The sequence below is a fragment of the Bradyrhizobium sp. genome (genome assembly GCF_027307225.1).
In the GTDB taxonomy this organism is placed as follows: domain Bacteria; phylum Pseudomonadota; class Alphaproteobacteria; order Rhizobiales; family Xanthobacteraceae; genus Bradyrhizobium.
Genome location: NZ_DAHUXJ010000080.1, coordinates 45,185 through 65,300, shown reverse-complemented (window position 1 = coordinate 65,300; position 20,116 = coordinate 45,185). Strand labels below are relative to the sequence as shown.

The window sequence follows — 20,116 nt, the reverse complement described above, 5'->3', positions numbered from 1 at the left end:
CGAACCCTCGGTGGCCGTCGAAGTCGAAACCTACCGGCCGTTCTTCATCCTCGGCGAGGTCGCCGCACCCGGCCAATATCCGTACGTGCCGAACATGAGCGTCGAGAGCGCGGTCGCGATCGCCGGCGGCTTCTCACCGCGCGCCAAACGCGACAGCGTGACGGTGACCCATCACGCCAGCCGCACCGTCGTGCCGCTCGGCACGCCCATCAGCCCCGGCGACACCATCCTCGTCGGCGAACGCTGGTTCTGACGAAACACAAAGTGTTTCGTCATCCCGTGGCGCGGGTAAAACGAGCGAACTATGATGTGCTGTTGCACATCTGAGGATCTCGAGATTCCCCGATGCGCAATCGCGCATCTGAGGTCTGGTCCGGAGCCTGTCATCGGGCGCGCATTCGCGCGACCCGTTGGGACCATCCCGGAATGACGTGCAAAGTTACTTCTTCAAATGCTTCGCGAAGAAATCCAGGCTGCGCGGCCAGGCGATGTCCGCGCTTTTCTTGTCGTAGCTGGCGCGCTCGTCGCAGTTGAAGCCGTGCTGCGCACCGTCATAGACGTAGATATCGACGTCCGGGCGCTTGGACCTGATGATCTCGACATCGCTCAAGGGAATGCCGGCATCCTTTTCGCCGAAGTGCAGCTGGGTCGGCAATTTGGGCTTGTCGTCGGCAAAGCGAACGATCGCGCCACCGTAGTAACCGACCGCGGCCTTCAGGCCGGAGAGCTTGGTCGCCGCCCCATAGGCCACGCTACCGCCCAGGCAGAAGCCGATAATACCGACCGGGCCAACATCCCTGACCGCATCGATCGCAGCCTGGGTGTCGCGCAGCATCGCGGCCCAATCGGGGTTGGCGACGAACTTGCGCGCCACCGCGACTTCATCCGGCGAGTAGCCGGACTGGAAATCAGGCTCGATACGGTCGAAGATGGATGGCGCCACGGCGACGTAGCCGTCCCGGGCAAGACGGTCGCATATCGAACGGATGTGGTGATTGACGCCGAAGATCTCCTGAATCACCACCACCGCCGCTTTCGGCGCGGAAGACGGATCGGCACGGTAGCCGCCGAATTGAAAATGATCCGACGCGGTTAGTTTGATGTCGTGTCCCACGATTTTACCTGTCCTTATGACGTGTTGCCGCGGCAATGTAGGGCGAAGCGGGCCGAGGCGCAAAACGGCACACGGCACGAATAGCTCATGGCACGGGGTTGTGACTCGCGGGCGATGCCCACGGGGAGCGACCCATATTGCCCGATATTCCGGGCTGTAAAATTATGACAACATAGCTGCCGCAACGCACAACCAATGTTTGAGACTTCAAGCAGTGGATTTTCGTTGCCTCGCGAAAGGATCGCTATCATTCTGTCGCTTCGGCGCCGGCCCGGTGGGTGCCATCCCAACAAGAAAAAAAGTGAGTTCCGCCGTAAGCGGTTTTCATACACCGGCAGGGAAAGAGACAATGCCTAATCTCAACATCAATGGACGGAATATGTCCGTCGAGGCGGCCAACGATACGCCGCTGCTGTGGGTCATCCGCGAGCAATTGCAGATGACCGGCACGAAATTCGGTTGCGGGGCCGGACTATGCGGAGCTTGCACCGTTCACCTCAACGGTGAAGCCGTGCGCTCCTGTCAAACCGCGGTCGGCGATGCCGTCGGCAAGAAGATCACCACCATCGAAGGTCTGTCGGCCAAGGGCGATCATCCCTTGCAGAAGGCATGGATCGCCGAGCAGGTGCCGCAATGCGGCTACTGCCAGTCCGGTCAGATCATGCAGGCGGCTTCGCTGCTCTCCAAGAATTCCAACCCGACGAAGGAAGAAGTCGTTGCGCACATGGACGGCAATCTCTGCCGCTGCATGACCTATTCGCGCATCCAGAAGGCGATCATGCGCGCCGCTACCGAAATGCGCACGGCCTCCAACACCGCAACCGATCGGAGGCACACATGAATTCGCACATCAAAATCACCAAGAGTGAGCCGGCCGATCTCAGCCGCCGCTCCTTCCTCGTCGGCTCCGCGGCCGCGGGTCTCGCGCTCGGCTATTCCGCCGTTCCGGGCCTGCTCGGCGCCGATCAGGCTTTCGCCGCGGCCTCCAACTTCGATCCCAGCGTGTGGTACTCGATCGCGCCTGACGGCATCGTCACGGTCGTCAGCGGCAAAGCCGATATGGGCCAGCACATCGCCTCCACCATGGCGCAGATCGTCTGCGAAGAACTCGGCGCCAACTGGAAGGACATGCGGGTTCAGCTTGCTTCCAACGATCCGAAGTACAACGACCCCGTGCTCGGCGCACAGGTGACCGGCGGCAGCTGGAGCACCATGATGAACTTCGATGCGATGAGCCGCGCGGGCGCCGCCGGGCGTATCGCGTTGACGGAAGCGGCTTCCGGCATGCTGGGCGGCGCTCCGGCCGGCAGCCTGATCGTCAGGGATTCGAAGATCACGGATCCGAAGTCGAAGAAGTCGGTGACGTTCGCCGACGTGGTCAAGAGCGGCAAGGCGACCAAGACCTTCAGCGCCGACGACCTCAAGGCGATCAAGCTCAAGACGGCCGACCAATACACCATGATCGGCGTCTCGGTCCCGCAGCTTGACATCCCCTCGAAGACCAACGGCACGGCCAAATACGGCATCGACGTCATGCTGCCGGGCATGGTCTACGGCCAGGTCGTCACGCCACCGACGCGTTACGGCGCCACGGTGAAATCGGTCGACGACAGCGCGGCCAAGAAGGTGCCGGGCTTCATCAAGGCGGTCACCCTCGACGACAAGACCACAACGACGACCGGCTGGGTGGTCGCGGTGGCAAACACCCACGCTGCGGCGGCCAAGGCGGCCCAGGCGCTCAAGGTCAGCTATGACAATGGCCCCAACGCCAAGCTGTCGAGCCAGTCCATCGTCGACGAAGCCAAGCGGCTTCAGGCGCTCGATGATTCAGGCTTCTTCTTTGTGAAGAACGGCGACACCGCGGCTGCCTTCGGCACGGCCGCCAAGACGCTGGAGGCGGAATACACCACCAGCATCAACATCCACGCGCCGATGGAGCCGATGACCGCAGTCGCGGAGCAGAAGGGCGACATCTGGCACGTCTACACCGGCAACCAGTTTGCGACGCGTTCCGGCGCGATCGCGGCCGGCGCCGCCGGGGTCGATCCGAAGTTCGTGGTGATGCATCAGATGTGGCTCGGCGGCGGCTTCGGCCGGCGTCTCGAGGGCGACATGCTGGTGCCGGCCGTGCAGGCGTCGAAAGCCGTCGGCAAGCCGGTCAAGATCATCTACACGCGTGAACACGATATGAGGATGGATTTCACGCGCCCGCTGACCTACCAGAAGGTCAAGGCGGGACTCGACGGCGACGGCAAGCTCGTGGCGATGAACCACGACGTGGTCGCGGCCTGGCCGACCAAGCGTTGGGGCATCCCGGCCTTCCTGTCGCCTTCGGTCGACAAGAAGGGTGCGCTTGACGCGTTCACGGTGAATGGCGCGGACTTCTTCTACACCGTGCCCAATCACAACGTTCGCGCCATCCTCAACGATATGGCGCAAACCGCTACGCCCTCGGGTCAGTTGCGGTCGGTCGCTCCGGGGTGGACCTTCTGGGCGGTCGAAAGCATGGTCGACGAACTCGCCCATGCCGCGGGCAAGGATCCGGCGCAATTCCGGATCGAGATGCTTGACGGCAAGGGTGACAACAATGGCGGCGCTCAGCGGCTGCGTAATACGCTACTCGCAGCCATCGGCCTTGCCGGTTACGGCACCAAGGAGTTGCCGAAGGGCGAAGGCATGGGCGTTGCCTGCGTCTCGTCGCAGGAAAGAAAAACCGCAAGCTGGACCGCCTGTGTGGCCCATGTTGCGGTGGCTCCGAGCGGCGAGGTCAAGGTCAAGAAGCTGACCGTGGCCACCGACGTCGGCACGCAGGTGCATCCCGATAACATCCGTGCCCAGGTCGAAGGCGCGTCGTTGTGGGGTGTTTCGCTTGCGCTGTACGAAAAGGCGACGCTGAAGGACGGTGGTCTCGAACAGACCAACTTCGACAGCTACACGCCGTTGCGGATGAGCCAGCTCCCGGAGGTCGAAGTGCATGTGATCTCCAATGGCGAGCATGCTACCGGCGTCGGAGAGCCGGCGGTAACCGTGGTCGCGCCTGCGCTGGCAAACGCGATCTTCAACGCGTCCGGCGCACGGGTGCGCTCGCTGCCGATCACCGCGGAAGCGGTCAAGGCGGCGATGAAGGCCTAACCCCTTCAAATCGCGACAAAACAAGCCGCCGGAGGGCATTCCTCCGGCGGCTTTTTTCGTGGGCCAGCGGGCTCGCTAGTCCCGCATGCTTCAAATTTTATCTTCAGAAAAAGGCGTCCATTCATGATTTCTCTTAAGGCCCGGGGAATGTGTTCTCGGTTAGGTTGAAGCTAGTGGGAGTGGATTTGACATTCGCTACCCAGCTAACCGCAAACTCGAAAGCGAATGTCAAATCCGAAACTCCGCTAGAGACTTTTTTTGATTTTTCTAGTGGTCTGTCATTCCAATCTTCGCAAAGTGTTCGCTGCAACGGGATGCGAATGTTGGAATTGGACCGCTAGCCAACCAGCGCCCATCGAAAGAGGGTCCATGTCAGCTCAAGCCCCACGGCGCCAACTGCTGCTGGCGTCCGACGACCAGGAACAAAGCCGCGAGTTGGAGCGCATCCTTCAATCGATCAGCGACGTGCAAACCGTCTCGACGTCGGAGCTTCCCGACGCGCCCGCCGATCAGATCTCCGGCCTCGTCGTCGACATCAATCTGCGTTCGGCCGAAAGCGTGCAGCGCGTGCGCAACAAGCTGCGCCACGAATCCTATCGCGCGATGCCGCGCCTGTTCGTCCTGGCGGATGGGCTTCATCACGGCTCGATGCAGGCCTGGGCGCTTGGCGCCACCGACACGATTTCACGGCCCCTCAGCGCCGCCGGGATCCAGCAGCGCATCCGCGCCGCCTTCCCCGACAGTCACGGCTTCGATGCGACCGAACGCGGCAAGACGCTGAACCGCGGCGTGGAAGCGGCGCATGAAGTGATGGTCAAGATTTTCCACAAGCTGCCCGCGGGCGAGCCGCTGCGATTCAGCGACGTCGTGCAGGCCGAGAACAAGATCCTCAAGGCCATCAAGCATTCCTCGTTGCGGGAGTGGCTGACGACCGTCGGCTGCCACCATGCCGACAGCTATCGCCACTGCCTGTTCGTGACCGGCTTTGCGGTCGCCTTTGCGCTGCATCTTGGCATGCGCGAAGACGACCAGCGGCGCCTGGTGCGCGCCGCGCTTCTGCATGATGTCGGCAAGGCATTCATCCCGACGGCCATTCTCGACAAGCCGGGCCTACTCACCGACGAAGAGATGAGCGAAATTCGCAGGCATCCGATGCTCGGCTACCAGGCGCTGGCCAGCCAGGGCGGCTATCCGCCGGAGATGCTGGACGTCGTGCTGCATCATCACGAATTTCTTGACGGCACCGGCTATCCGGACTGCCTGCAGGCCGAACAGATCAGCGACATCGTGCGGCTGACGACGATCGTCGATATCTATGCGGCGCTGATCGAGCAGCGGCCCTACCGCGTGCCCTTCACCCACGCCAAGGCGTTTGCCACCATGGAAAAGATGGAAGGCAAACTCGACACGCACCTGCTGCACGCCTTCCGCCCGGTGACGCTCGGCGCGTATTGATGCAAGCCGCTACGCTCTCCCATTTCGTCATGCCGGGGCAGCCCGCAAGGGCCGAGCCCGGAACGACGATGTCGAGGGAGACTGGACTGCTTCATTGCGCTCCTCGCCATCACAAATGGGTCGACATTTGCGCAATGCAGCACGAAGGGCTGACCTTCGTCGATGTGGGTGGTGAAAGCTTCCGCGATCTGTAACAACAGATCGACGATCCGAGTTTCACTTAACCGATGCTGCAGTCTCCTGTTTCCATCGAGAGCAAGGCCTCCTGGGCCGTCGCGTCGGCCGCGCTGTTCGTGCTGGCGATGTCATTCGGCGCGGCCTGGATCACGGCCGTCGCGCTGAAGGACATCGCGGCCGAGGTCGGCGGATCGCGCTCGGTCCCGGCGCTCGCCACTTCGCTGGCATGGTTCGGCTCGGGCTTTGGCGGCATTCTGATGTCGCAGATCGCCGAACGGGTCGGTGCGCGCACGACGGTGATCATCGGTTCCGTGATGATCGCTCTCGGCCTCACCGTTTCGACCTTCGGGCCACCCTGGCCGCTGTGGATCGGCCATGGCCTTTTCATCGGCATGTTCGGAATCGGCGGCATCAACGCTCCGATGTACATCTATGTCAGCCGCTGGTTCGATCGACGGCGCGGCTCGGCGCTGGCGCTGATATCGAGCGGCACTTATCTGGCCGGCACGATCTGGCCGCCGATTTTCGAACGCGCGATCGTCAATATCGGTTGGCGGCACTCGATGCTGTGGTACGCGCTCGCCGAAGTGCTCGTCGTCGTGCCGATTGCCGCGATCTATTTCGGCGCGCCGCCTGAAACAATTCATCCGGTGACGTCACAAGCCGGCGCTGAAAGATCGCGCGTGCTGGGCTGGCCGCCCAATGCCGTGTTTGCTATGACCTGTTGCGCGTCTGTCCTGTGCTGCATCCCGATGGCAATGCCACAGGGGCATCTCGTCGCGTTCTGCAGCGATCTCGGCATCAGCCGGTCGATCGGCGCGCTGATGCTGTCGGTGCTGCTCGGCACCGCGTTTCTGAGCCGGCAAATCTGGGGCGCGATCTCCGACCGGATCGGTGGCCTGACCACGGTCCTGATCGGATCGGCGTGGCAGGCCGCATCGATGACGGCCTTCCTGCTGACGCAAAACGAGATCGGCCTATTCACCGTCACCGCCGTCTTTGGCCTCGGCTTTTCCGGCATCATTCCGGCCTACGTGCTGACGGTGCGCGAACTGTTTCCGCCATCGCAAGCGTCGTGGAGAATTCCGACATTGCTGCTGTTCAGCGGCGGCGGCATGGGCGCCGGCAGCTGGATCGCAGGCCTGCTCTACGACCATTTCGGCTACTACACGCCGGCGTTCTCCGCCGGCATCGGCGCCAACCTGCTCAATCTTCTCATCGTCAGCATCCTGGTCGGCCGTCAGTTTCGCTGGCGGGCCGCGCTTGCGTGAGAATGCTCGCCTTTCGCTCGCTAGCTCTCGTAGGACGAAATCTCGATCAGGCTGCCGTCGGGATCGCGGCAGTAGACCGACCGCAACGCGCCGCGGGCGCCTTGCTTGGTCACCGGGCCCTCCGCGATCGCCACGCCGCACGCCTTCAGGTGCATGACCACTTCGTCCGGCGTGCTCGATGTGAGAAAGCACAGATCGTCGCTGCCGGCCATTTCGTGATCGGCCGTGAACCACTCGACCTTGTCGGCGCCGCGCGGCCGCACGTTGATCTTCTGCTGACCGAACGACAGCGAGGTTCGGACCGGCTTGCCCTGGCCGGGATCGAACACCTTGACGTCCATGCCGAGCACCTTCCGGTACCAATCGACCGAGCGTGCCACATCGGCAACATTGATCACGATATGGTCGAGCGCGTTGACTGTGAGCGACATCGGCATCCTTTCGTCGTGGTTCTCCAGGGCAGGCGCGCTGGCCGCGCCGGATTTTGTTTGTTACAACGCGACCCATGTTTAGTTCAACAAGATCGAGCCCCTGAAAATTCGGCTCGCGCAGGGAGGACGACACGATGTTCCGCCGTACCGCGATAGCTCTGCTGGCATTTGGCCTGGGCGCTCTCGCCGCACCCTTTGGCCCGGCATCCGCGCTGGATTATCCGACGCGCCCGGTGCGCTTCATCGTTGGCTATCCGGCCGGCGGTTCCACCGACATCATCGCCCGCCTGATCGCCCAGCGACTGTCGGAACGGCTCGGCCAGCAATTCGTGGTCGAGAACAAGCCGGGCGCAGGCAACAACATCGGCACCGAGACGGTGGTGAGAGCCGATCCCGACGGCTACACCGTGCTTCTGGTCAATCCGGCGAATTTTATCAACACCTCGCTGTACGCCAACCTCAGCTTCAACTTCCTCAAGGACATTGCGCCGGTCGCCGCGTTTATTCGCGTGCCGAATGTGATGACGGTGGCGAAGCAGGTGCCCGCCAAGACGGTGGCCGAATTCATCGCCTATGTGAAGGCCAATCCCGGCAAGGTGAATCTCGCCTCATCGGGCAACGGCACCTCGGTGCATCTGTCCGGCGAAATGTTCATGGCCATGACGGGTGCGAAGATGCTGCACGTCGCCTACAAGGGAGCTGCGCCCGCGACGACCGATCTCCTCAGCAACCGCGTGCAGGTGATGTTCGACAACATGCCCTCGATCATCGGACATATCCGCGGCGGCGAGCTGCGGGCGCTGGCGGTCACTACGGCGCAGCGTTCGTCTCAGTTGCCGGGTGTGCCGACCGTCGCCGAGACCGTTCCCGGCTATGAGGCGAGCGCGCTGTTCGGGATGGGCGCGCCGGCCAAGACGCCGCCGGAAATCATCGCCGAGCTGAACCACGAGATCAACGAGGTGCTCGCGGAGCCGGAGGTCAAGAAGCGCCTGGTCGAGCTCGGCGGCGAGACGCTGATCGGCTCGCCCAAGGATTTTGGCGACATGATCAAGGCCGAAACCGACAAATGGGAAAAGGTCGTCAAATACGCCGACATCAAGATCGAATGAACCGGCGATGAGCGGCTAGCGAAGCCGGCACCGGATGATCCGGTGCCGGTATCACGTGTATCAGGTGCCGTCCGCCGGGGACATCGCGGCGGTATCTGCCGGCTTGGCGCCATCCGCCACCGGCGTGGTCGACGGATCGGGATCAAATCCGAACAGCTCGACGAGAAACTTGTAATATTTCGGCATCTTCTCCTTCAGCCGCGCGCGGGTGTGCGGCTCGTGAAGGGATTCCTTGTTGGCCAGGAAAACGCTCGCGGTGACGGCGAAGAACTCTTGCGGGTTCTTCATCGCGTACTCTTCCTTGGGGAAGATGTTCTTGCTCACGGCCGTGGCATAGACGGCCTTGATGGCGAGATTATTCAACCCCCCGTTCATCAGCTTGGCGTGGTAGGCGTGCAGCAATTCGTGCAGAATGACCGGATCCTCGGCATATTTCAGCATGTTCGGACGCAACTTGATAACGCCCGGGCCGGCATCTGCGGCGAGGTCAACAAAGTTCGGATTGCTCCAGCTCATGGTGTTGGAGTCCCAGACCGTGAAGCTACGGTCGCGTGCCGGCGTATCCGGCGGCGAGCCATAGCAGGCGATCGCGGGGCCAAGCTCGGTGCAGCCCATTTCGCTGGCGACGATCGGAACGGTGTGGAAAAATTGCAGGACCTTTGGCGAGAGCCCGACGCTTTCGACCACATCGAGCTGCTTCTTCAGAAGATCGACGATCGCGCCCTTGTCCTTGCGGTCGACATTTTCGGACAGGTCGTAGATGTAGCCGCGATAGGTCTCGAAGCCAGGAGGCACTTCTGTCGCGGCCGCCACCGGATCGACCTGGATGACCCGAGGGCCCGCGTCTGCAAAGCCCGAGACGAACGAAAGCATCAACACAATCGACGAAGTCAGAATCAGCCCGCGCATGGTTTCCCCGCTTATTGGTACTTGGCGATCAATGAAGGCGCTTGGCCCCACCGTGATCGACGCATCGTACAGAAGCGAACTTGCAGCCCGGTTTCGCCGTTCTGCCCAAGTTTCAGCGGGATCTTTCGCTGGCGTTAACCAACGGCGCGCGGCCTGCTCGTCCCAGCAAGAATGACAGACCCCCGCCTGCCGGCGAGTGGGGGCGCTCGCGGGGGGAGGCAAGCGAGGGTCTGTATTCCGGACACACCCCTGAGAACGGCGCGCCAGAATTTACGCGAGCGACCTGTCGACCGAAGAAAATCTGGTGTTGAGCTTTGAGCCCGCCCCGTTCACGGCCGCGATGAGGCCGCACTCGACGACTGTCGCGGCGTTTTCGTCCCTGCAGGAATGCTCTGATGATTTTCGCGCCCGAAGGCCCCTCCCCGCTATCCCGTCCAAACAGACCGTTCTGGATCGATAACGTGCGGGCTTCTCTCGCAGCGCTGCGCATCGATAGCGCGAAGCGCTTGCGAAAATGCTAATCATCAAGGTTAAGCAATCATGACCTGAACGATAATCAGACCCCCGCCAAAAAAGATGAGATCGGAAGAAACGGCCATGATGGAAGACTTCAAGAAGGAAACGCTGCATGTCAACGGCGTCGAGATCGTTTTACGCCACGGCGGAAAAGGCCCGCCGCTGCTCCTGATGCACGGCAATCCATTCACGCATTTGTCGTGGAATCGCGTCGCGCCCGATCTCGCCGAGCGCTTCACCGTGGTGACGCCGGACCTTCGCGGCTATGGCGACAGTTCCAAGCCTGACGGCGGCAAGGACCACTACGCCTATTCGTTCCGCGAGATGGGCAAGGACATGGTCGAAGTGATGCAGAAGCTCGGCTTTGCGACGTTTTCGGCCGCGGGCCACGATCGCGGCGCGCGGGTGCTGCACCGGATGTGTCTCGATCATCCCGAAAAGATCAAGAAGGCGTGCTTTGTCGATATGCTGCCGCAGCATCACCTGCTCAACAATGTGACGTTCAACTGGGGAAAGTTCTCCTGGCACTGGTTCTTCATGATCCAGCCGACGCCCTATCCGGAGACGATGATCAGTAACGACGCCGAATTCTTTCTTCGCAAGAAATTGTCGAAGACGGGTCAGGGCACGGCCATCTTCGTGCCCGAGGCGCTCGACGAATATATTCGCTGCATCAAGAATCCGCGCACGGTCTATGCGATGTGCGAGGACTATCGCGCGACCGTGTCCTGCGACCTCGACATGGACACCGACGATTTCAATGCCGGTAAGCGGGTAACCTGCCCGACCTTCCTCTTGTGGGGCGCCACCGGTGGCGTCGGCCGCAACCACAATGCCAAGAACGTCTGGTCGAAATACGCGACCAATATTGCGGGTACGCTCGCCGCGCCCGCCGGACATTATGTGCAGGAAGAGGCCCCGAAAGAGACCCTGCAAGCCATGTTGGGCTTCTTTGCCGATTGAAATAGGCGAGCACCGTCGTATAACCTAGTGGAGTGGATTTGACATTCGCTATCCACCTAGCCGCAAGCGCGAAAGCGAATGTCAAATCCTAAACTCCACTTGAAACCTATAATCGCTAGTGGTCCTATGATTCTAACATTCGCAAAAGTGCCGCCCAGAAGGGATGCGAATGTTAGAATCGGACCACTAGGCAAAGAGCAACCAAGGAACCAGCCGATGGCCCTGACCCGTTCCCTTCCAGCGCCGATGCCGCCCGCGATCCCGGTGCGCGAGATTCTGCCCTGGGCGATCCTCGGCGGCTTGCTGCTGATGCTCGGCATTTATTTCGTCGGCGTCGAGCAAGGCGCTCTGGCCATTTTCAACGGCATGTATGTGCACGAGTTCGTGCACGACGGCCGCCATCTGCTCGGCTTCCCCTGTCACTGACGGCCACGCGGCAACCTGACGGATCCTGTCGGGATCGCGGACATCCTCACCGGCAGAACGTTTGGTTTTGAGGGAAAGCTTCCATGATCGGGAAACTGCTGGTGCGCGGCATGCTGCTTGGCCTGGTGGCTGGGCTTCTTTCCTTCGGCTTTCTCAAACTCGCCGGCGAACCATCGGTCGATCGCGCCATCGCTTTTGAAAGCGCGATGGAGGAAGCCAGGGCGGCCGAGGACAAAGCCAAGGGACTTCCCGCGCCTGTCGAAGAGCCCGAGCTTGTCAGCCGCCACGTTCAGGCCGGCGTTGGCCTCTTGACCGGTGTCGCCGTCTACAGCACCGCATTTGGCGGCCTTTTCTCGCTCGCTTTCGCGCTCGCCTATCGCCGCATGGGTGACTTTGGCGCCCGCGCCACCTCGGCGCTGCTCGCAATGGCCGGTTTTGTCAGCGTCTACCTGACCCCGGTGCTGAAATATCCGGCCAATCCGCCCAGCGTTGGTCTAGCGGAGACGATCGACATGCGGACCAGCCTTTATTTCGCGATGATCCTGATCTCGCTGGCCGCGATGATTGCCGCCGGCATGCTGCGGCTGCGGCTCGCGCCGCGCTTTGGCAACTGGAATGCGGCGCTGATGGCTGCTGCCGCTTATGTCGTCGTCGTAAGCGTTGTCGCGATGGCGCTGCCTGAAGTCAACGAGGTGCCGGAAGGCTTTCCGGCGACGCTCCTTTGGCAGTTCCGCATCGCCTCGCTCGGCGGACAAGCCATCATGTGGGGCTCGCTTGGCCTGCTGTTTGGCCTTGCCGCAGAGCGCGTGTTTGCGGCGCATGAACCGCTGCTTCGCCGCTCGACCGTCTGATTTTGGCGACCGGTGAGATGAAGCATGACGATGCGTCTTCATCTGCTTTGCTCGGCTTCGACCGCGTCCGTCAGCGCGGTTGCCTTTGCATCGGCTGATGAGCCGCTCGATCCAAGAGGAAAGGAAAGTCTCGCCGGCTTTTCCAGCCGCTTTCGCGCTTGCGACATCCTCCTGTGCAGCCCGGCGCTTTGCGCGCGGCAAACCGCAGATGGCCTGATACCGGCTGCAACCGTCGAACCCTTGCTGCGGGATTGCGATTTCGGCCGCTGGGCCGGTCGATCGCTAACGGACGTCGAGGCGAACGAGCCGGAGGCGGTCGCCGACTGGCTCGGAAATCCGCGCGCCGCGCCGCACGGCGGCGAATCTTTCGCCGACGTCACGAGGCGCGTCGGCGGGTGGATGGATCAAATGCTCATCAAGTCCGGCTCCGTTCTCGCCATCACGCATGCGTTGGTGATTCGCGCCGCGATCGCCCATGTGGTTGGCGCGGGCCCGGAGGCTTTTCGGCATATCGACGTCGGCCCGCTCACGCGCGCCAGATTATCCGGCGGCGGCGGACGCTGGACACTTGGTTCGCTGATCCCGGTCCAAGACGCACGATGACTGGCCCTCGCCGCGCGCCAGCTCACGCGTGGCCTTCGCCATCCATCCTGATTGCCATCCTCGCGATGCTTTTGATGACCCCCGCATCTGCCCATCATCAGAAGCCGAATGACGGGCCGATCCGCGGAATCGCCATCGCAGCCATTTCCCATGGCGAGATGCCGGTCGTTGCCAACTATCGAAGCCAAATCCTCGATCTCGCGGCCCGCCAGCCGGTCACGGACCCGATCTTGCGCCGGCTCTCAGGTTTCGTCAGCCTGCAATATTTTGCGTGTTTCTGGGGGCTCGTTCCCGGCAGTCTTACCGACGAACAGAGTCCCTTCAACGAATGCTCGCACGCCTATCTCGCGGGAGCGCGGGCGCTGATCGCGCATATGGCCGCGATGCCCGGCAACCAGTCCGCCGCCAAAGAACTTCAGGAGCGCATCAAGGCCGAGATCGCGGCCGATCCAAACGCAGCCGCGGTGTGCTCGAACAGCAGCCAGACCTTCGACAGTGCCGATGTGATCGGCCCGGACTGGCAGCTCGCACCAAGGCATGCGCCAACCGTCCTGACCTTCTCGGCACTTGCGGCGCTGTTCGTCATGGGTCTGGCCGTCGCTCGCCGCCGGATGCTTCGCGCAGCGTGATCACGCGTTTATCGTCGCGTGGTGAACTGATCGGCCGCGCGCCGGCATTCCCACTTCGCACGCTCCAGATCGGGTCGGTCGTCTTCGGTCTCGGGATAGCCGAGGCAGAGATACCCGATGAACTTCCACGATTTCGGGACTTCGAGAATTTCGTTGATATGCGCCGGATTGAGGATCGAGACCCAGCCAAGCCCAATTCCTTCGGCACGCGCAGCCAGCCACATCGAACAGATCGCGGCGACAACGGAATATTCGATGGTTTCCGGCATCGTCATGCGGCCAAGGCCATGCCCGATCTGGCTTTCCTTGTCGGCAAAGACGGCAAGATGCCCCGGTGCCTCCTGAAGCCCGGCCAGCTTGAGCGTCGCATAGTGCGAGGCCCGTTCGCCTGAATAGGACTGTAGTGCGTCGGCATTGCAGGTTTTGAAATCCTCGATCACCGCGTGGCGCCGCGATGCATCCTCGACGATGACAAACCGCCAGGGCTGGCTCAAGCCCACCGAAGGCGAAAGGCAGACGGTTTCGATCAGCCGCTCGATCGCGCCCTCGGGCAATGGGTCTCGGCGAAAACGCCGCACATCGCGGCGCCACACGAAAAGCTCATGCAGCTTGCGGCGAAACGCTTCGTCGAATGCGACCATTCTAGAGCTCCTTTGATTCCGAAGTTCGTAAGCGATCGCGGCGACCTCTGATGCGAACCTCGGAATCGAAGGAGCACTAGTCCCGTTTAAAATGCCGCGACTGCCATCAGCAGAATCGCGATCTCGCCGATCTGCTCCAGCGCGCCGAGAATGTCACCGGTCTGCCCGCCGACCTGCCGCGTGGCAAGCCAGGCCCAACCTATTCCAACGAGCGACAACAGCAAAAGTCCCATGATGGCCTTGCCCAGGCCAAGACCGATGACGAGGCACAGGAATCCGAGACCTGCCGCGATCATCGCGCTTTGCGCGGGGGCCTGTCCGGCTCCGGCTGACAGCCCGTCCGACCGCGCGGGCGGGACCAGCCACATGAAGACCGGCAGTTGGGCGCGCGCCGCAACATGCGCGACCATCAGCGCCGACGCGACCGATCCAGGCTCGGCGATGTTCGTCAGCCCGCTCCATCGCGCCAGGATCGAAAGGCCAAGAGCACAGGCGCCATAGCTGCCGATCCGGCTGTCGCGCATGATCTCGAGCCTCGAGTCGCGGCTGTTGCCGCCGCCGAGCCCGTCAGCGGTGTCGGCAAGTCCATCCTCGTGGATCGCGCCGGTGATGAGAACAGTGGCTGAGAGCGCGAGTACGGCGGCCGGGTCGCTGGGCAGGCCCATCGTGCGAGCGATCGCGTAAACGATCGCGCCGATAAGGCCGACCGCCAGTCCCGCCAGCGGCAAAGCCCAACTCGCCTGCGCGATCTCGCCATGATCCAGCGGCTTCGCCGGGCCAACCGGCAGAATCGTCGAGAGCGATACCGCAATTCGGATGTCGCTGACTGATCTCTCGATGAACTCCGCGTAGCGCATTGGACGTAGCCTATTTCAACTTCATCGGCAGGCCGGCGACGATGAACTCGACCTCGTCGGCAACGCCTGCGATCGTCTGGTTCATGAGGCCTGCGGCATCGCGATAGGCGCGCGCCAGCGCATTGTCAGGCACGATGCCAAGCCCGACCTCGTTGGTCACCAGCACGACCGGGCTGCGCTGGCTCTTCAAGGTATCGGCGAGTTTGGCGATCGCTTGCGGCCAGTCGTTTCCAGCGTGAAGCAGGTTGGACAGCCACAGCGTCAGGCAATCGACAAGCCGTGCGCCGCCCCCATCGGTCTCGATCAGGGCTTGCGTGAGCCGAAGCGGCTCTTCGCGCTCGATCCATCCGCTTCCGCGCCTTGCGCGGTGTTTGGCGATGCGCTCCGTCATCTCCTCGTCGAGCGCCCCGGCGGTCGCGATATAGACGGGCCGGCCGGGAACGGCGCGCGCGCGCACTTCTGCATGCCGGCTCTTGCCCGACCGCGCGCCGCCCGTGATCAAAATGACCGGCATCCCGCCTCCCGTTCCATCGGCAGTAATCATCATTTACCGGCAAAGACAAAGCGAATTCGCCACCTCAAGAGGCTTGCGTCGGGGCGGCTTCTTGCGCATCAGGGGGTGGCTGCATGGGAGAGCTTGCTTGGGATTTGCAGGAGCGATGCTGATGGCAATGGCGATTGACGCCGTGCTGGGTTGGCCGGAGCAGTTGTTTCGCCTGCTCGGCCATCCCGTCATCTGGCTTGGCTGGTTGATCGATCGGGTGGATGCTGCGTGCAATCGGAAATCGGATCTGCCCGTGTTCCGGCGCGCCGCGGGTACCGTGGCGACGCTCATGGTGATTGCGCTGCCGACACTTCCCTCCTGGGCCGTTCAGACGCAACTGGGCACGGGATGGAGCCGCATCCTCTTTGCGGGAATCCTGGCGTGGCCGCTGGTCGCGTTGCGCTCGTTGCACGATCATGTGGCGGCCGTCGAACGGCCATTGCGGACGGGCGACGTCGAGGCCGCACGCGCCGCCGTCTCACGCATCGTCGGCCGCGATCCCGCTAGCCTCGACGAGACCGGTATCGCGCGGGCCTCGATCGAAAGCCTCGCCGAAAACGCATCCGATGGCGTGGTCGCGCCGTTGTTCTGGGGTGCCATCTTCGGCCTGCCGGGCATCGTCGGCTACAAGGCCATCAATACGCTCGACTCCATGATCGGCCACCGCACGCCGCGTCACCAGGCCTTCGGCTGGGCGGCAGCGCACATCGACGATGTCGCGAATTTCATCCCGGCGCGTCTGACCGGCGTGCTGTTTGCGCTTCTTTCCACCGAGCGAAGGGCGGCGATGTGGCGCATGATCTCCGACGGGCCGCGCCATCGCTCGGTCAATGCCGGCTGGCCGGAAGCGGCGATGGCCGGCGCGCTCGGCGTTCAGTTGAGCGGTCCCCGCACTTACCACGGCGAAGTAGCTAACGAACCCTGGCTGAATGCAGGCGCGCGCGACCCGCGGGCTGCGGATATCGGGCAGGCCCTCAAGCTCTATCGCCGCGCGATGGCGCTGCTTGCTCTTTTGCTCCTCATCCTGGCAGTGGTGTGAGGTCGAACATGCCTGAGCATGGCGGAAATCTCGACCTGGCAGTGCAGCGCTTCGGCGGCGATGCGCGCGACTGGATCGATCTGTCCACCGGCATCAATCGCAAACCATATCCCATAGGCGAATTGCCTGAGACCGTCTGGAGCGCGCTGCCGTCGAAATCCGCTCGTAACTCGCTTCACCAGGCGGCGCAAAACGCATACGGCACGACCGCACCTGTTCTTGCGACCAACGGCGCGCAGGCCGCCGTTCAATGGCTGCCGCACCTTGCTTCGCGCGGCCGGGTGCGGATTCTTGGCCCGACCTACAACGAATATGCGGCGGTGTTCTCGGCCGCCGCCGGCTGGGAAGTGACCGAAGTCTCCGATCCCGCCGCGCTCGCCGGCGCCGACATCGCCGTGCTCGCCAACCCCAACAATCCCGATGGCAAGCGATACCAGCCGAAGCAATTGGTTGAACTTTTGCCGGAGGTCGGCCGCCTCGTGGTCGACGAAAGCTTTGCCGATGCCATTCCCGAACTGTCGCTTGCGTCCGATGCCGGACGTCAGGGGCTCCTGATCCTGCGGTCCTTTGGAAAGTTCTTCGGGCTTGCCGGATTGCGGCTCGGGTTCGCTATCGGCGCTGAGGCCGACATCGCCGCACTTTCTGCGATGGTTGGACCGTGGCCGGTTTCGGGTCCGGCTATTGCGGTCGGCGAGCGTGCGCTTTCCGATCGTGAATGGGCGAAGGCGACAGCGACACGTCTGAGCCGCGATTGTAGGCGGCTTGATACGGAAGTGGCGAAGCTCGGTTGGTCGCTTGTCGGCGGAACGCCGCTGTTTCGTCTTTACGAGACCGGCGATGCAATGCGTGCCCAGGAGAAGTTGGCGCGCACGCGAATATGGTCGCGCATCTTTCCGTATCACAAGGGATGGCTGCGGCTCGGACTGCCGGGTAGCGAAGCCGAGTGGGCGCGATTGTCGGCAGCTTTGGCTGGATGATTTCAGCGCGCCAGCGCAAAAATGCCTTCGACGTCTAGATGAGTGTCGATGTGATCGGCGAGCGCATCGAGCGCGCTTTCAACTCTTATTCGATAACCCTGATCGGCAGCGGGAACACCGAACCGCGCGAGAAACGCCTTTCGAAACGCGTCTGACGCAAACAATCCGTGCAGATAGCTGCCATGGACGCGTCCGTCCGCGGAGATCGCGCCTTCCGGCGCGCCATCGCGCATGGCGAAGGGGCGGGCCCGATCCGGCCCCTCGGTGCGGCCGATGTGAATCTCGTAAGCATCGATCGGCTGCGCCGTCGCACTATGATATGCGCTGACGCGCGTCAGCATCTTTTGCGGCGTCATCACGGTCGAAACATCGAGCAGCCCGAGACCCGGCGTCTCTCCGGAAGGCCCTTCGATTCCTTCGGGGTCGACGACGGTTTTGCCGAGCATCTGGTAGCCGCCGCAAAGACCCAGCACATGACCGCCACGGCGATGATGCGCGAGAAGGTCGATGTCCCAGCCTTGCGCGCGCAGGAAAGCCAGATCGCCGCGGGTCGATTTCGAACCGGGAATGATCACAAGCATGCAATCGCCGGGGATGGCTTCGCCCGGCCGCACCATCGCGAGGTCAACCTCGCCCTCGAGCTTGAGCGGATCGAGATCGTCGAAATTGGCAATGCGCGACAGCGCGAGAAAGGCGATCTTGGATTTGCCAGCCCTGCGCGCTTCGCCGAGTCCGAGCGCGTCTTCGTCCGGAAGCTCGGCTGCACGGGAAAAGAAAGGCAGCACGCCAAATCCGCGCCAGCCGGTTTGCCGTTCGATCAGACGATAACCGTCGTCAAACAAACTGGGATCGCCGCGGAATTTGTTGATGATGAAGCCGCCGATCATGGCCGCATCGTCGGGATCGAGCACCGCTTTGCTTCCGACGATTTGCGCGATCACGCCGCCGCGATCGATGTCGCCGAGCAGCACCACCGGAACATCGGCTTTGCGGGCAAAGCCCATATTGGCGATGTCATTTGCGCGCAGATTCACCTCGGCCGGGCTGCCGGCGCCTTCGACCACAACGAGATCGGCGCGGTCCTTCAACCGCGAAAAACTTTCCAGCACCGGCATCATGAGGGAAGGTTTCATGGCGGCATAGTCGCGTGCGCGCAGCGTCGCGACACGCTTTCCCTGCACGATGACCTGCGCGCCGATATCCGTCTCCGGTTTCAGCAGCACCGGATTCATGTCGGTATGCGGCTCGACGCCGGCGGCTTGCGCTTGCAAAGCCTGCGCGCGCCCGATCTCGCCGCCATCCACGGTCACCGCCGCATTGTTCGACATGTTCTGCGGCTTGAATGGCTGCACGCGAAGCCCACGGCGCTTGGCGGAGCGAAGAAGGCCAGCCACGATGAGCGACTTGCCCACGTTCGAACCGGCTCCTTGGATCATCAATGCGCGGGCCATCGATCTCAATCGCGTTTCGTTCAGAATTCCACGCCGGGCTGCGCCTTGATGCCGGAGCGAAACGGATGCTTGACCAGCGTCATCTCGGTGACGAGATCGGCGGCGTCGATCAGTTCCTGCTTGGCGTTGCGGCCGGTGAGTACCACATGCGTCATGTCGGGTTTTTGGCTCTCGAGGAATTCGACGACTTCGTTGACGTCGAGATAGTCGTAGCGAAGCGCAATGTTGATCTCGTCGAGAACGACCATGCGCAAGTTCGCCTCAGCGATCAGCGCCTTGGCTTTTTCCCACCCCGCGCTGGCCGCCGCGATATCACGGGCGCGGTCTTGAGTCTCCCAGGTAAAGCCCTCGCCCATCGCATAAAACTGGCAGAGATCGCCGAAGTGGCCGGTCAAGAGGCGCCGCTCGCCGGTATCCCACGCGCCCTTGATGAACTGCACGACGGCGCAGGGAAATCCGTGCGCGACACATCGCAGGATCATGCCGAAAGCCGAGGATGACTTTCCTTTTCCCGCGCCGGTAAGAACGATGATGAGGCCTTTGTCGCCGCTCTTGGTCGCCATGATGCGGTCGCGCGCGGCTTTCTTCCTGGCCATTTTTTCCGCATGGCGCTCGTCGAGCGAAGCCTCGGACAATCCTGCTGTTTCGCCTACTCCCGTTTCTTTGTCTGACGTCATCGGATACGTTCCTTTGGCTTGACAAGTAACGCCCATCGGCAAATGGTGGGCGCGCGTTGGTTCCTGTCCTACGACAGGCGAAGAGGGAATGCGATAGGGCCGAAAGCCGAAAGGCTTCGTCCCTGAAAGCAGCCGCCCCCGCGACCGTGACCGGAGAGATGCCCAAAGCCACTGCCCCCTCGAGGGTCGGGAAGGCGGGGATCGAAGGGAGATAATCCCTGCTCCGCAAGCCGGGAGACCTGCCAGCGCATGCGTTTTAAGACCGGCGGACGGGGTGTTCCGCGACGGGGAGCGGATCGCTTTCGTTGCTGGTCCGCGTGCCTCATCGCCTTCCGCCAGAATTT

21 protein-coding genes and 1 riboswitch are annotated in these 20,116 nt (G+C 62.4%); of the genes, 13 read left to right on the top strand and 8 right to left on the bottom strand.

What is annotated here, in order from left to right; translation table 11 throughout:
• On the top strand, positions 1 to 253 hold a 253-nt coding region (locus M6D32_RS14300), incomplete at its 5' end, for an SLBB domain-containing protein (protein WP_298253672.1).
• 186 nt (positions 254 to 439) lie between these two features.
• Here the strand turns inward: M6D32_RS14300 and M6D32_RS14295 are convergent.
• On the bottom strand, positions 440 to 1,114 hold the full coding sequence (locus M6D32_RS14295) for a dienelactone hydrolase family protein (RefSeq protein WP_298257209.1): 675 nt from the start codon (positions 1,112 to 1,114) through the stop codon (positions 440 to 442).
• Positions 1,115 to 1,463: 349 nt separating this feature from the next.
• On the opposite strand from M6D32_RS14295, the gene M6D32_RS14290 reads away from it, so the two are divergent.
• The 4 genes from M6D32_RS14290 (at position 1,464) to M6D32_RS14275 (ending at position 7,149) form a co-directional block, all read left to right on the top strand.
• The gene (locus tag M6D32_RS14290) at positions 1,464 to 1,955 is read left to right on the top strand and encodes a (2Fe-2S)-binding protein (RefSeq protein WP_298257206.1); all 492 of its coding nucleotides are present in this window, start codon (positions 1,464 to 1,466) and stop codon (positions 1,953 to 1,955) included.
• Positions 1,952 to 4,246, top strand: coding sequence for a molybdopterin cofactor-binding domain-containing protein (locus M6D32_RS14285; RefSeq protein WP_298257204.1), 2,295 nt, complete (start codon positions 1,952 to 1,954; stop codon positions 4,244 to 4,246). Before M6D32_RS14290 ends, M6D32_RS14285 begins: the two co-directional genes overlap by 4 nt.
• Positions 4,247 to 4,615: 369 nt before the next feature.
• Positions 4,616 to 5,701: an HD domain-containing phosphohydrolase gene (locus tag M6D32_RS14280; RefSeq protein ID WP_298257202.1), complete on the top strand. Its 1,086-nt coding sequence runs from the start codon at positions 4,616 to 4,618 to the stop codon at positions 5,699 to 5,701.
• Positions 5,702 to 5,928: 227 nt separating this feature from the next.
• Positions 5,929 to 7,149 (top strand): MFS transporter, encoded by a 1,221-nt coding sequence (locus tag M6D32_RS14275; protein WP_298257200.1) that lies wholly within the window; start codon positions 5,929 to 5,931, stop codon positions 7,147 to 7,149.
• Positions 7,150 to 7,169: 20 nt separating this feature from the next.
• Here M6D32_RS14275 and M6D32_RS14270 read toward each other — a convergent pair whose 3' ends face one another.
• Positions 7,170 to 7,580: a VOC family protein gene (locus M6D32_RS14270; protein WP_298257198.1), complete on the bottom strand. Its 411-nt coding sequence runs from the start codon at positions 7,578 to 7,580 to the stop codon at positions 7,170 to 7,172.
• A 134-nt stretch (positions 7,581 to 7,714) separates the two neighbouring features.
• On the opposite strand from M6D32_RS14270, the gene M6D32_RS14265 reads away from it, so the two are divergent.
• Positions 7,715 to 8,689 carry a tripartite tricarboxylate transporter substrate binding protein gene (locus tag M6D32_RS14265; RefSeq protein WP_298257196.1) on the top strand — a complete coding sequence of 325 codons (975 nt, stop codon included), beginning with the start codon at positions 7,715 to 7,717 and terminating at the stop codon, positions 8,687 to 8,689.
• Between the two features lie 60 nt (positions 8,690 to 8,749).
• Here M6D32_RS14265 and M6D32_RS14260 read toward each other — a convergent pair whose 3' ends face one another.
• Positions 8,750 to 9,598 (bottom strand): hypothetical protein, encoded by an 849-nt coding sequence (locus tag M6D32_RS14260; RefSeq protein ID WP_298257194.1) that lies wholly within the window; start codon positions 9,596 to 9,598, stop codon positions 8,750 to 8,752.
• Positions 9,599 to 10,195: 597 nt separating this feature from the next.
• On the opposite strand from M6D32_RS14260, the gene M6D32_RS14255 reads away from it, so the two are divergent.
• The 5 genes from M6D32_RS14255 to M6D32_RS14235 all read left to right on the top strand — a co-directional run bounded on the left by M6D32_RS14255 (position 10,196) and on the right by M6D32_RS14235 (position 13,586).
• Entirely contained in the window at positions 10,196 to 11,077 is an 882-nt protein-coding gene (locus M6D32_RS14255; protein WP_298257192.1) for an alpha/beta hydrolase, read from the top strand.
• A gap of 216 nt (positions 11,078 to 11,293) precedes the next feature.
• Complete coding sequence (locus M6D32_RS14250; protein WP_298257190.1) at positions 11,294 to 11,503, top strand: CbtB-domain containing protein; 210 nt, start codon at positions 11,294 to 11,296, stop codon at positions 11,501 to 11,503.
• Positions 11,504 to 11,586: 83 nt separating this feature from the next.
• Entirely contained in the window at positions 11,587 to 12,354 is a 768-nt protein-coding gene (locus M6D32_RS14245) for a CbtA family protein (RefSeq protein ID WP_298257188.1), read from the top strand.
• Between the two features lie 24 nt (positions 12,355 to 12,378).
• Positions 12,379 to 12,957, top strand: a complete 579-nt coding sequence (locus M6D32_RS14240) for a histidine phosphatase family protein (protein WP_298257186.1) — start codon at positions 12,379 to 12,381, stop codon at positions 12,955 to 12,957.
• A gap of 74 nt (positions 12,958 to 13,031) precedes the next feature.
• Entirely contained in the window at positions 13,032 to 13,586 is a 555-nt protein-coding gene (locus M6D32_RS14235) for a hypothetical protein (protein WP_298257184.1), read from the top strand.
• An 8-nt stretch (positions 13,587 to 13,594) separates the two neighbouring features.
• Here the strand turns inward: M6D32_RS14235 and bluB are convergent, their stop codons facing one another.
• From bluB to cobU, 3 genes are all read right to left on the bottom strand, one after another.
• Positions 13,595 to 14,227 (bottom strand): 5,6-dimethylbenzimidazole synthase, encoded by a 633-nt coding sequence (gene bluB / locus M6D32_RS14230; RefSeq protein WP_298257182.1) that lies wholly within the window; start codon positions 14,225 to 14,227, stop codon positions 13,595 to 13,597.
• Positions 14,228 to 14,313: 86 nt separating this feature from the next.
• Positions 14,314 to 15,084, bottom strand: a complete 771-nt coding sequence (gene cobS, locus M6D32_RS14225) for an adenosylcobinamide-GDP ribazoletransferase (RefSeq protein WP_298257180.1) — start codon at positions 15,082 to 15,084, stop codon at positions 14,314 to 14,316.
• Between the two features lie 10 nt (positions 15,085 to 15,094).
• On the bottom strand, positions 15,095 to 15,598 hold the full coding sequence (gene cobU, locus M6D32_RS14220; RefSeq protein ID WP_298257178.1) for a bifunctional adenosylcobinamide kinase/adenosylcobinamide-phosphate guanylyltransferase: 504 nt from the start codon (positions 15,596 to 15,598) through the stop codon (positions 15,095 to 15,097).
• A gap of 145 nt (positions 15,599 to 15,743) precedes the next feature.
• On the opposite strand from cobU, the gene cbiB reads away from it, so the two are divergent.
• The gene (cbiB, locus tag M6D32_RS14215; RefSeq protein ID WP_298257210.1) at positions 15,744 to 16,667 is read left to right on the top strand and encodes an adenosylcobinamide-phosphate synthase CbiB; all 924 of its coding nucleotides are present in this window, start codon (positions 15,744 to 15,746) and stop codon (positions 16,665 to 16,667) included.
• Between the two features lie 8 nt (positions 16,668 to 16,675).
• A complete protein-coding gene (cobD, locus tag M6D32_RS14210; protein ID WP_298257176.1) occupies positions 16,676 to 17,644 on the top strand; it encodes a threonine-phosphate decarboxylase CobD in 969 nt (322 codons plus the stop codon).
• 2 nt (positions 17,645 to 17,646) lie between these two features.
• Here cobD and M6D32_RS14205 read toward each other — a convergent pair whose 3' ends face one another.
• Positions 17,647 to 19,095, bottom strand: coding sequence for a cobyric acid synthase (locus M6D32_RS14205; RefSeq protein ID WP_298257174.1), 1,449 nt, complete (start codon positions 19,093 to 19,095; stop codon positions 17,647 to 17,649).
• A 20-nt stretch (positions 19,096 to 19,115) separates the two neighbouring features.
• Positions 19,116 to 19,772, bottom strand: a complete 657-nt coding sequence (cobO, locus tag M6D32_RS14200) for a cob(I)yrinic acid a,c-diamide adenosyltransferase (protein WP_298257172.1) — start codon at positions 19,770 to 19,772, stop codon at positions 19,116 to 19,118.
• Between the two features lie 40 nt (positions 19,773 to 19,812).
• A riboswitch (cobalamin riboswitch) is annotated at positions 19,813 to 20,034 on the top strand.
• Positions 20,035 to 20,116: the final 82 nt, after the last annotated feature.

What these genes read in the sequence shown, in the direction of transcription:
- M6D32_RS14290 (WP_298257206.1), top strand. Translation starts at nt 1,464, where the DNA reads ATGCCTAATCTCAACATCAATGGACGGAATATGTCCGTCGAGGCGGCC.
- M6D32_RS14285 (WP_298257204.1), top strand. Translation starts at nt 1,952, where the DNA reads ATGAATTCGCACATCAAAATCACCAAGAGTGAGCCGGCCGATCTCAGC.
- M6D32_RS14280 (WP_298257202.1), top strand. Translation starts at nt 4,616, where the DNA reads ATGTCAGCTCAAGCCCCACGGCGCCAACTGCTGCTGGCGTCCGACGAC.
- M6D32_RS14275 (WP_298257200.1), top strand. Translation starts at nt 5,929, where the DNA reads ATGCTGCAGTCTCCTGTTTCCATCGAGAGCAAGGCCTCCTGGGCCGTC.
- M6D32_RS14270 (WP_298257198.1), bottom strand. Translation starts at nt 7,580, where the DNA reads ATGTCGCTCACAGTCAACGCGCTCGACCATATCGTGATCAATGTTGCC.
- M6D32_RS14265 (WP_298257196.1), top strand. Translation starts at nt 7,715, where the DNA reads ATGTTCCGCCGTACCGCGATAGCTCTGCTGGCATTTGGCCTGGGCGCT.
- M6D32_RS14260 (WP_298257194.1), bottom strand. Translation starts at nt 9,598, where the DNA reads ATGCGCGGGCTGATTCTGACTTCGTCGATTGTGTTGATGCTTTCGTTC.
- M6D32_RS14255 (WP_298257192.1), top strand. Translation starts at nt 10,196, where the DNA reads ATGATGGAAGACTTCAAGAAGGAAACGCTGCATGTCAACGGCGTCGAG.
- M6D32_RS14250 (WP_298257190.1), top strand. Translation starts at nt 11,294, where the DNA reads ATGGCCCTGACCCGTTCCCTTCCAGCGCCGATGCCGCCCGCGATCCCG.
- M6D32_RS14245 (WP_298257188.1), top strand. Translation starts at nt 11,587, where the DNA reads ATGATCGGGAAACTGCTGGTGCGCGGCATGCTGCTTGGCCTGGTGGCT.
- M6D32_RS14240 (WP_298257186.1), top strand. Translation starts at nt 12,379, where the DNA reads ATGACGATGCGTCTTCATCTGCTTTGCTCGGCTTCGACCGCGTCCGTC.
- M6D32_RS14235 (WP_298257184.1), top strand. Translation starts at nt 13,032, where the DNA reads ATGACCCCCGCATCTGCCCATCATCAGAAGCCGAATGACGGGCCGATC.
- bluB (WP_298257182.1), bottom strand. Translation starts at nt 14,227, where the DNA reads ATGGTCGCATTCGACGAAGCGTTTCGCCGCAAGCTGCATGAGCTTTTC.
- cobS (WP_298257180.1), bottom strand. Translation starts at nt 15,084, where the DNA reads ATGCGCTACGCGGAGTTCATCGAGAGATCAGTCAGCGACATCCGAATT.
- cobU (WP_298257178.1), bottom strand. Translation starts at nt 15,598, where the DNA reads ATGCCGGTCATTTTGATCACGGGCGGCGCGCGGTCGGGCAAGAGCCGG.
- cbiB (WP_298257210.1), top strand. Translation starts at nt 15,744, where the DNA reads ATGCTGATGGCAATGGCGATTGACGCCGTGCTGGGTTGGCCGGAGCAG.
- cobD (WP_298257176.1), top strand. Translation starts at nt 16,676, where the DNA reads ATGCCTGAGCATGGCGGAAATCTCGACCTGGCAGTGCAGCGCTTCGGC.
- M6D32_RS14205 (WP_298257174.1), bottom strand. Translation starts at nt 19,095, where the DNA reads ATGGCCCGCGCATTGATGATCCAAGGAGCCGGTTCGAACGTGGGCAAG.
- cobO (WP_298257172.1), bottom strand. Translation starts at nt 19,772, where the DNA reads ATGACGTCAGACAAAGAAACGGGAGTAGGCGAAACAGCAGGATTGTCC.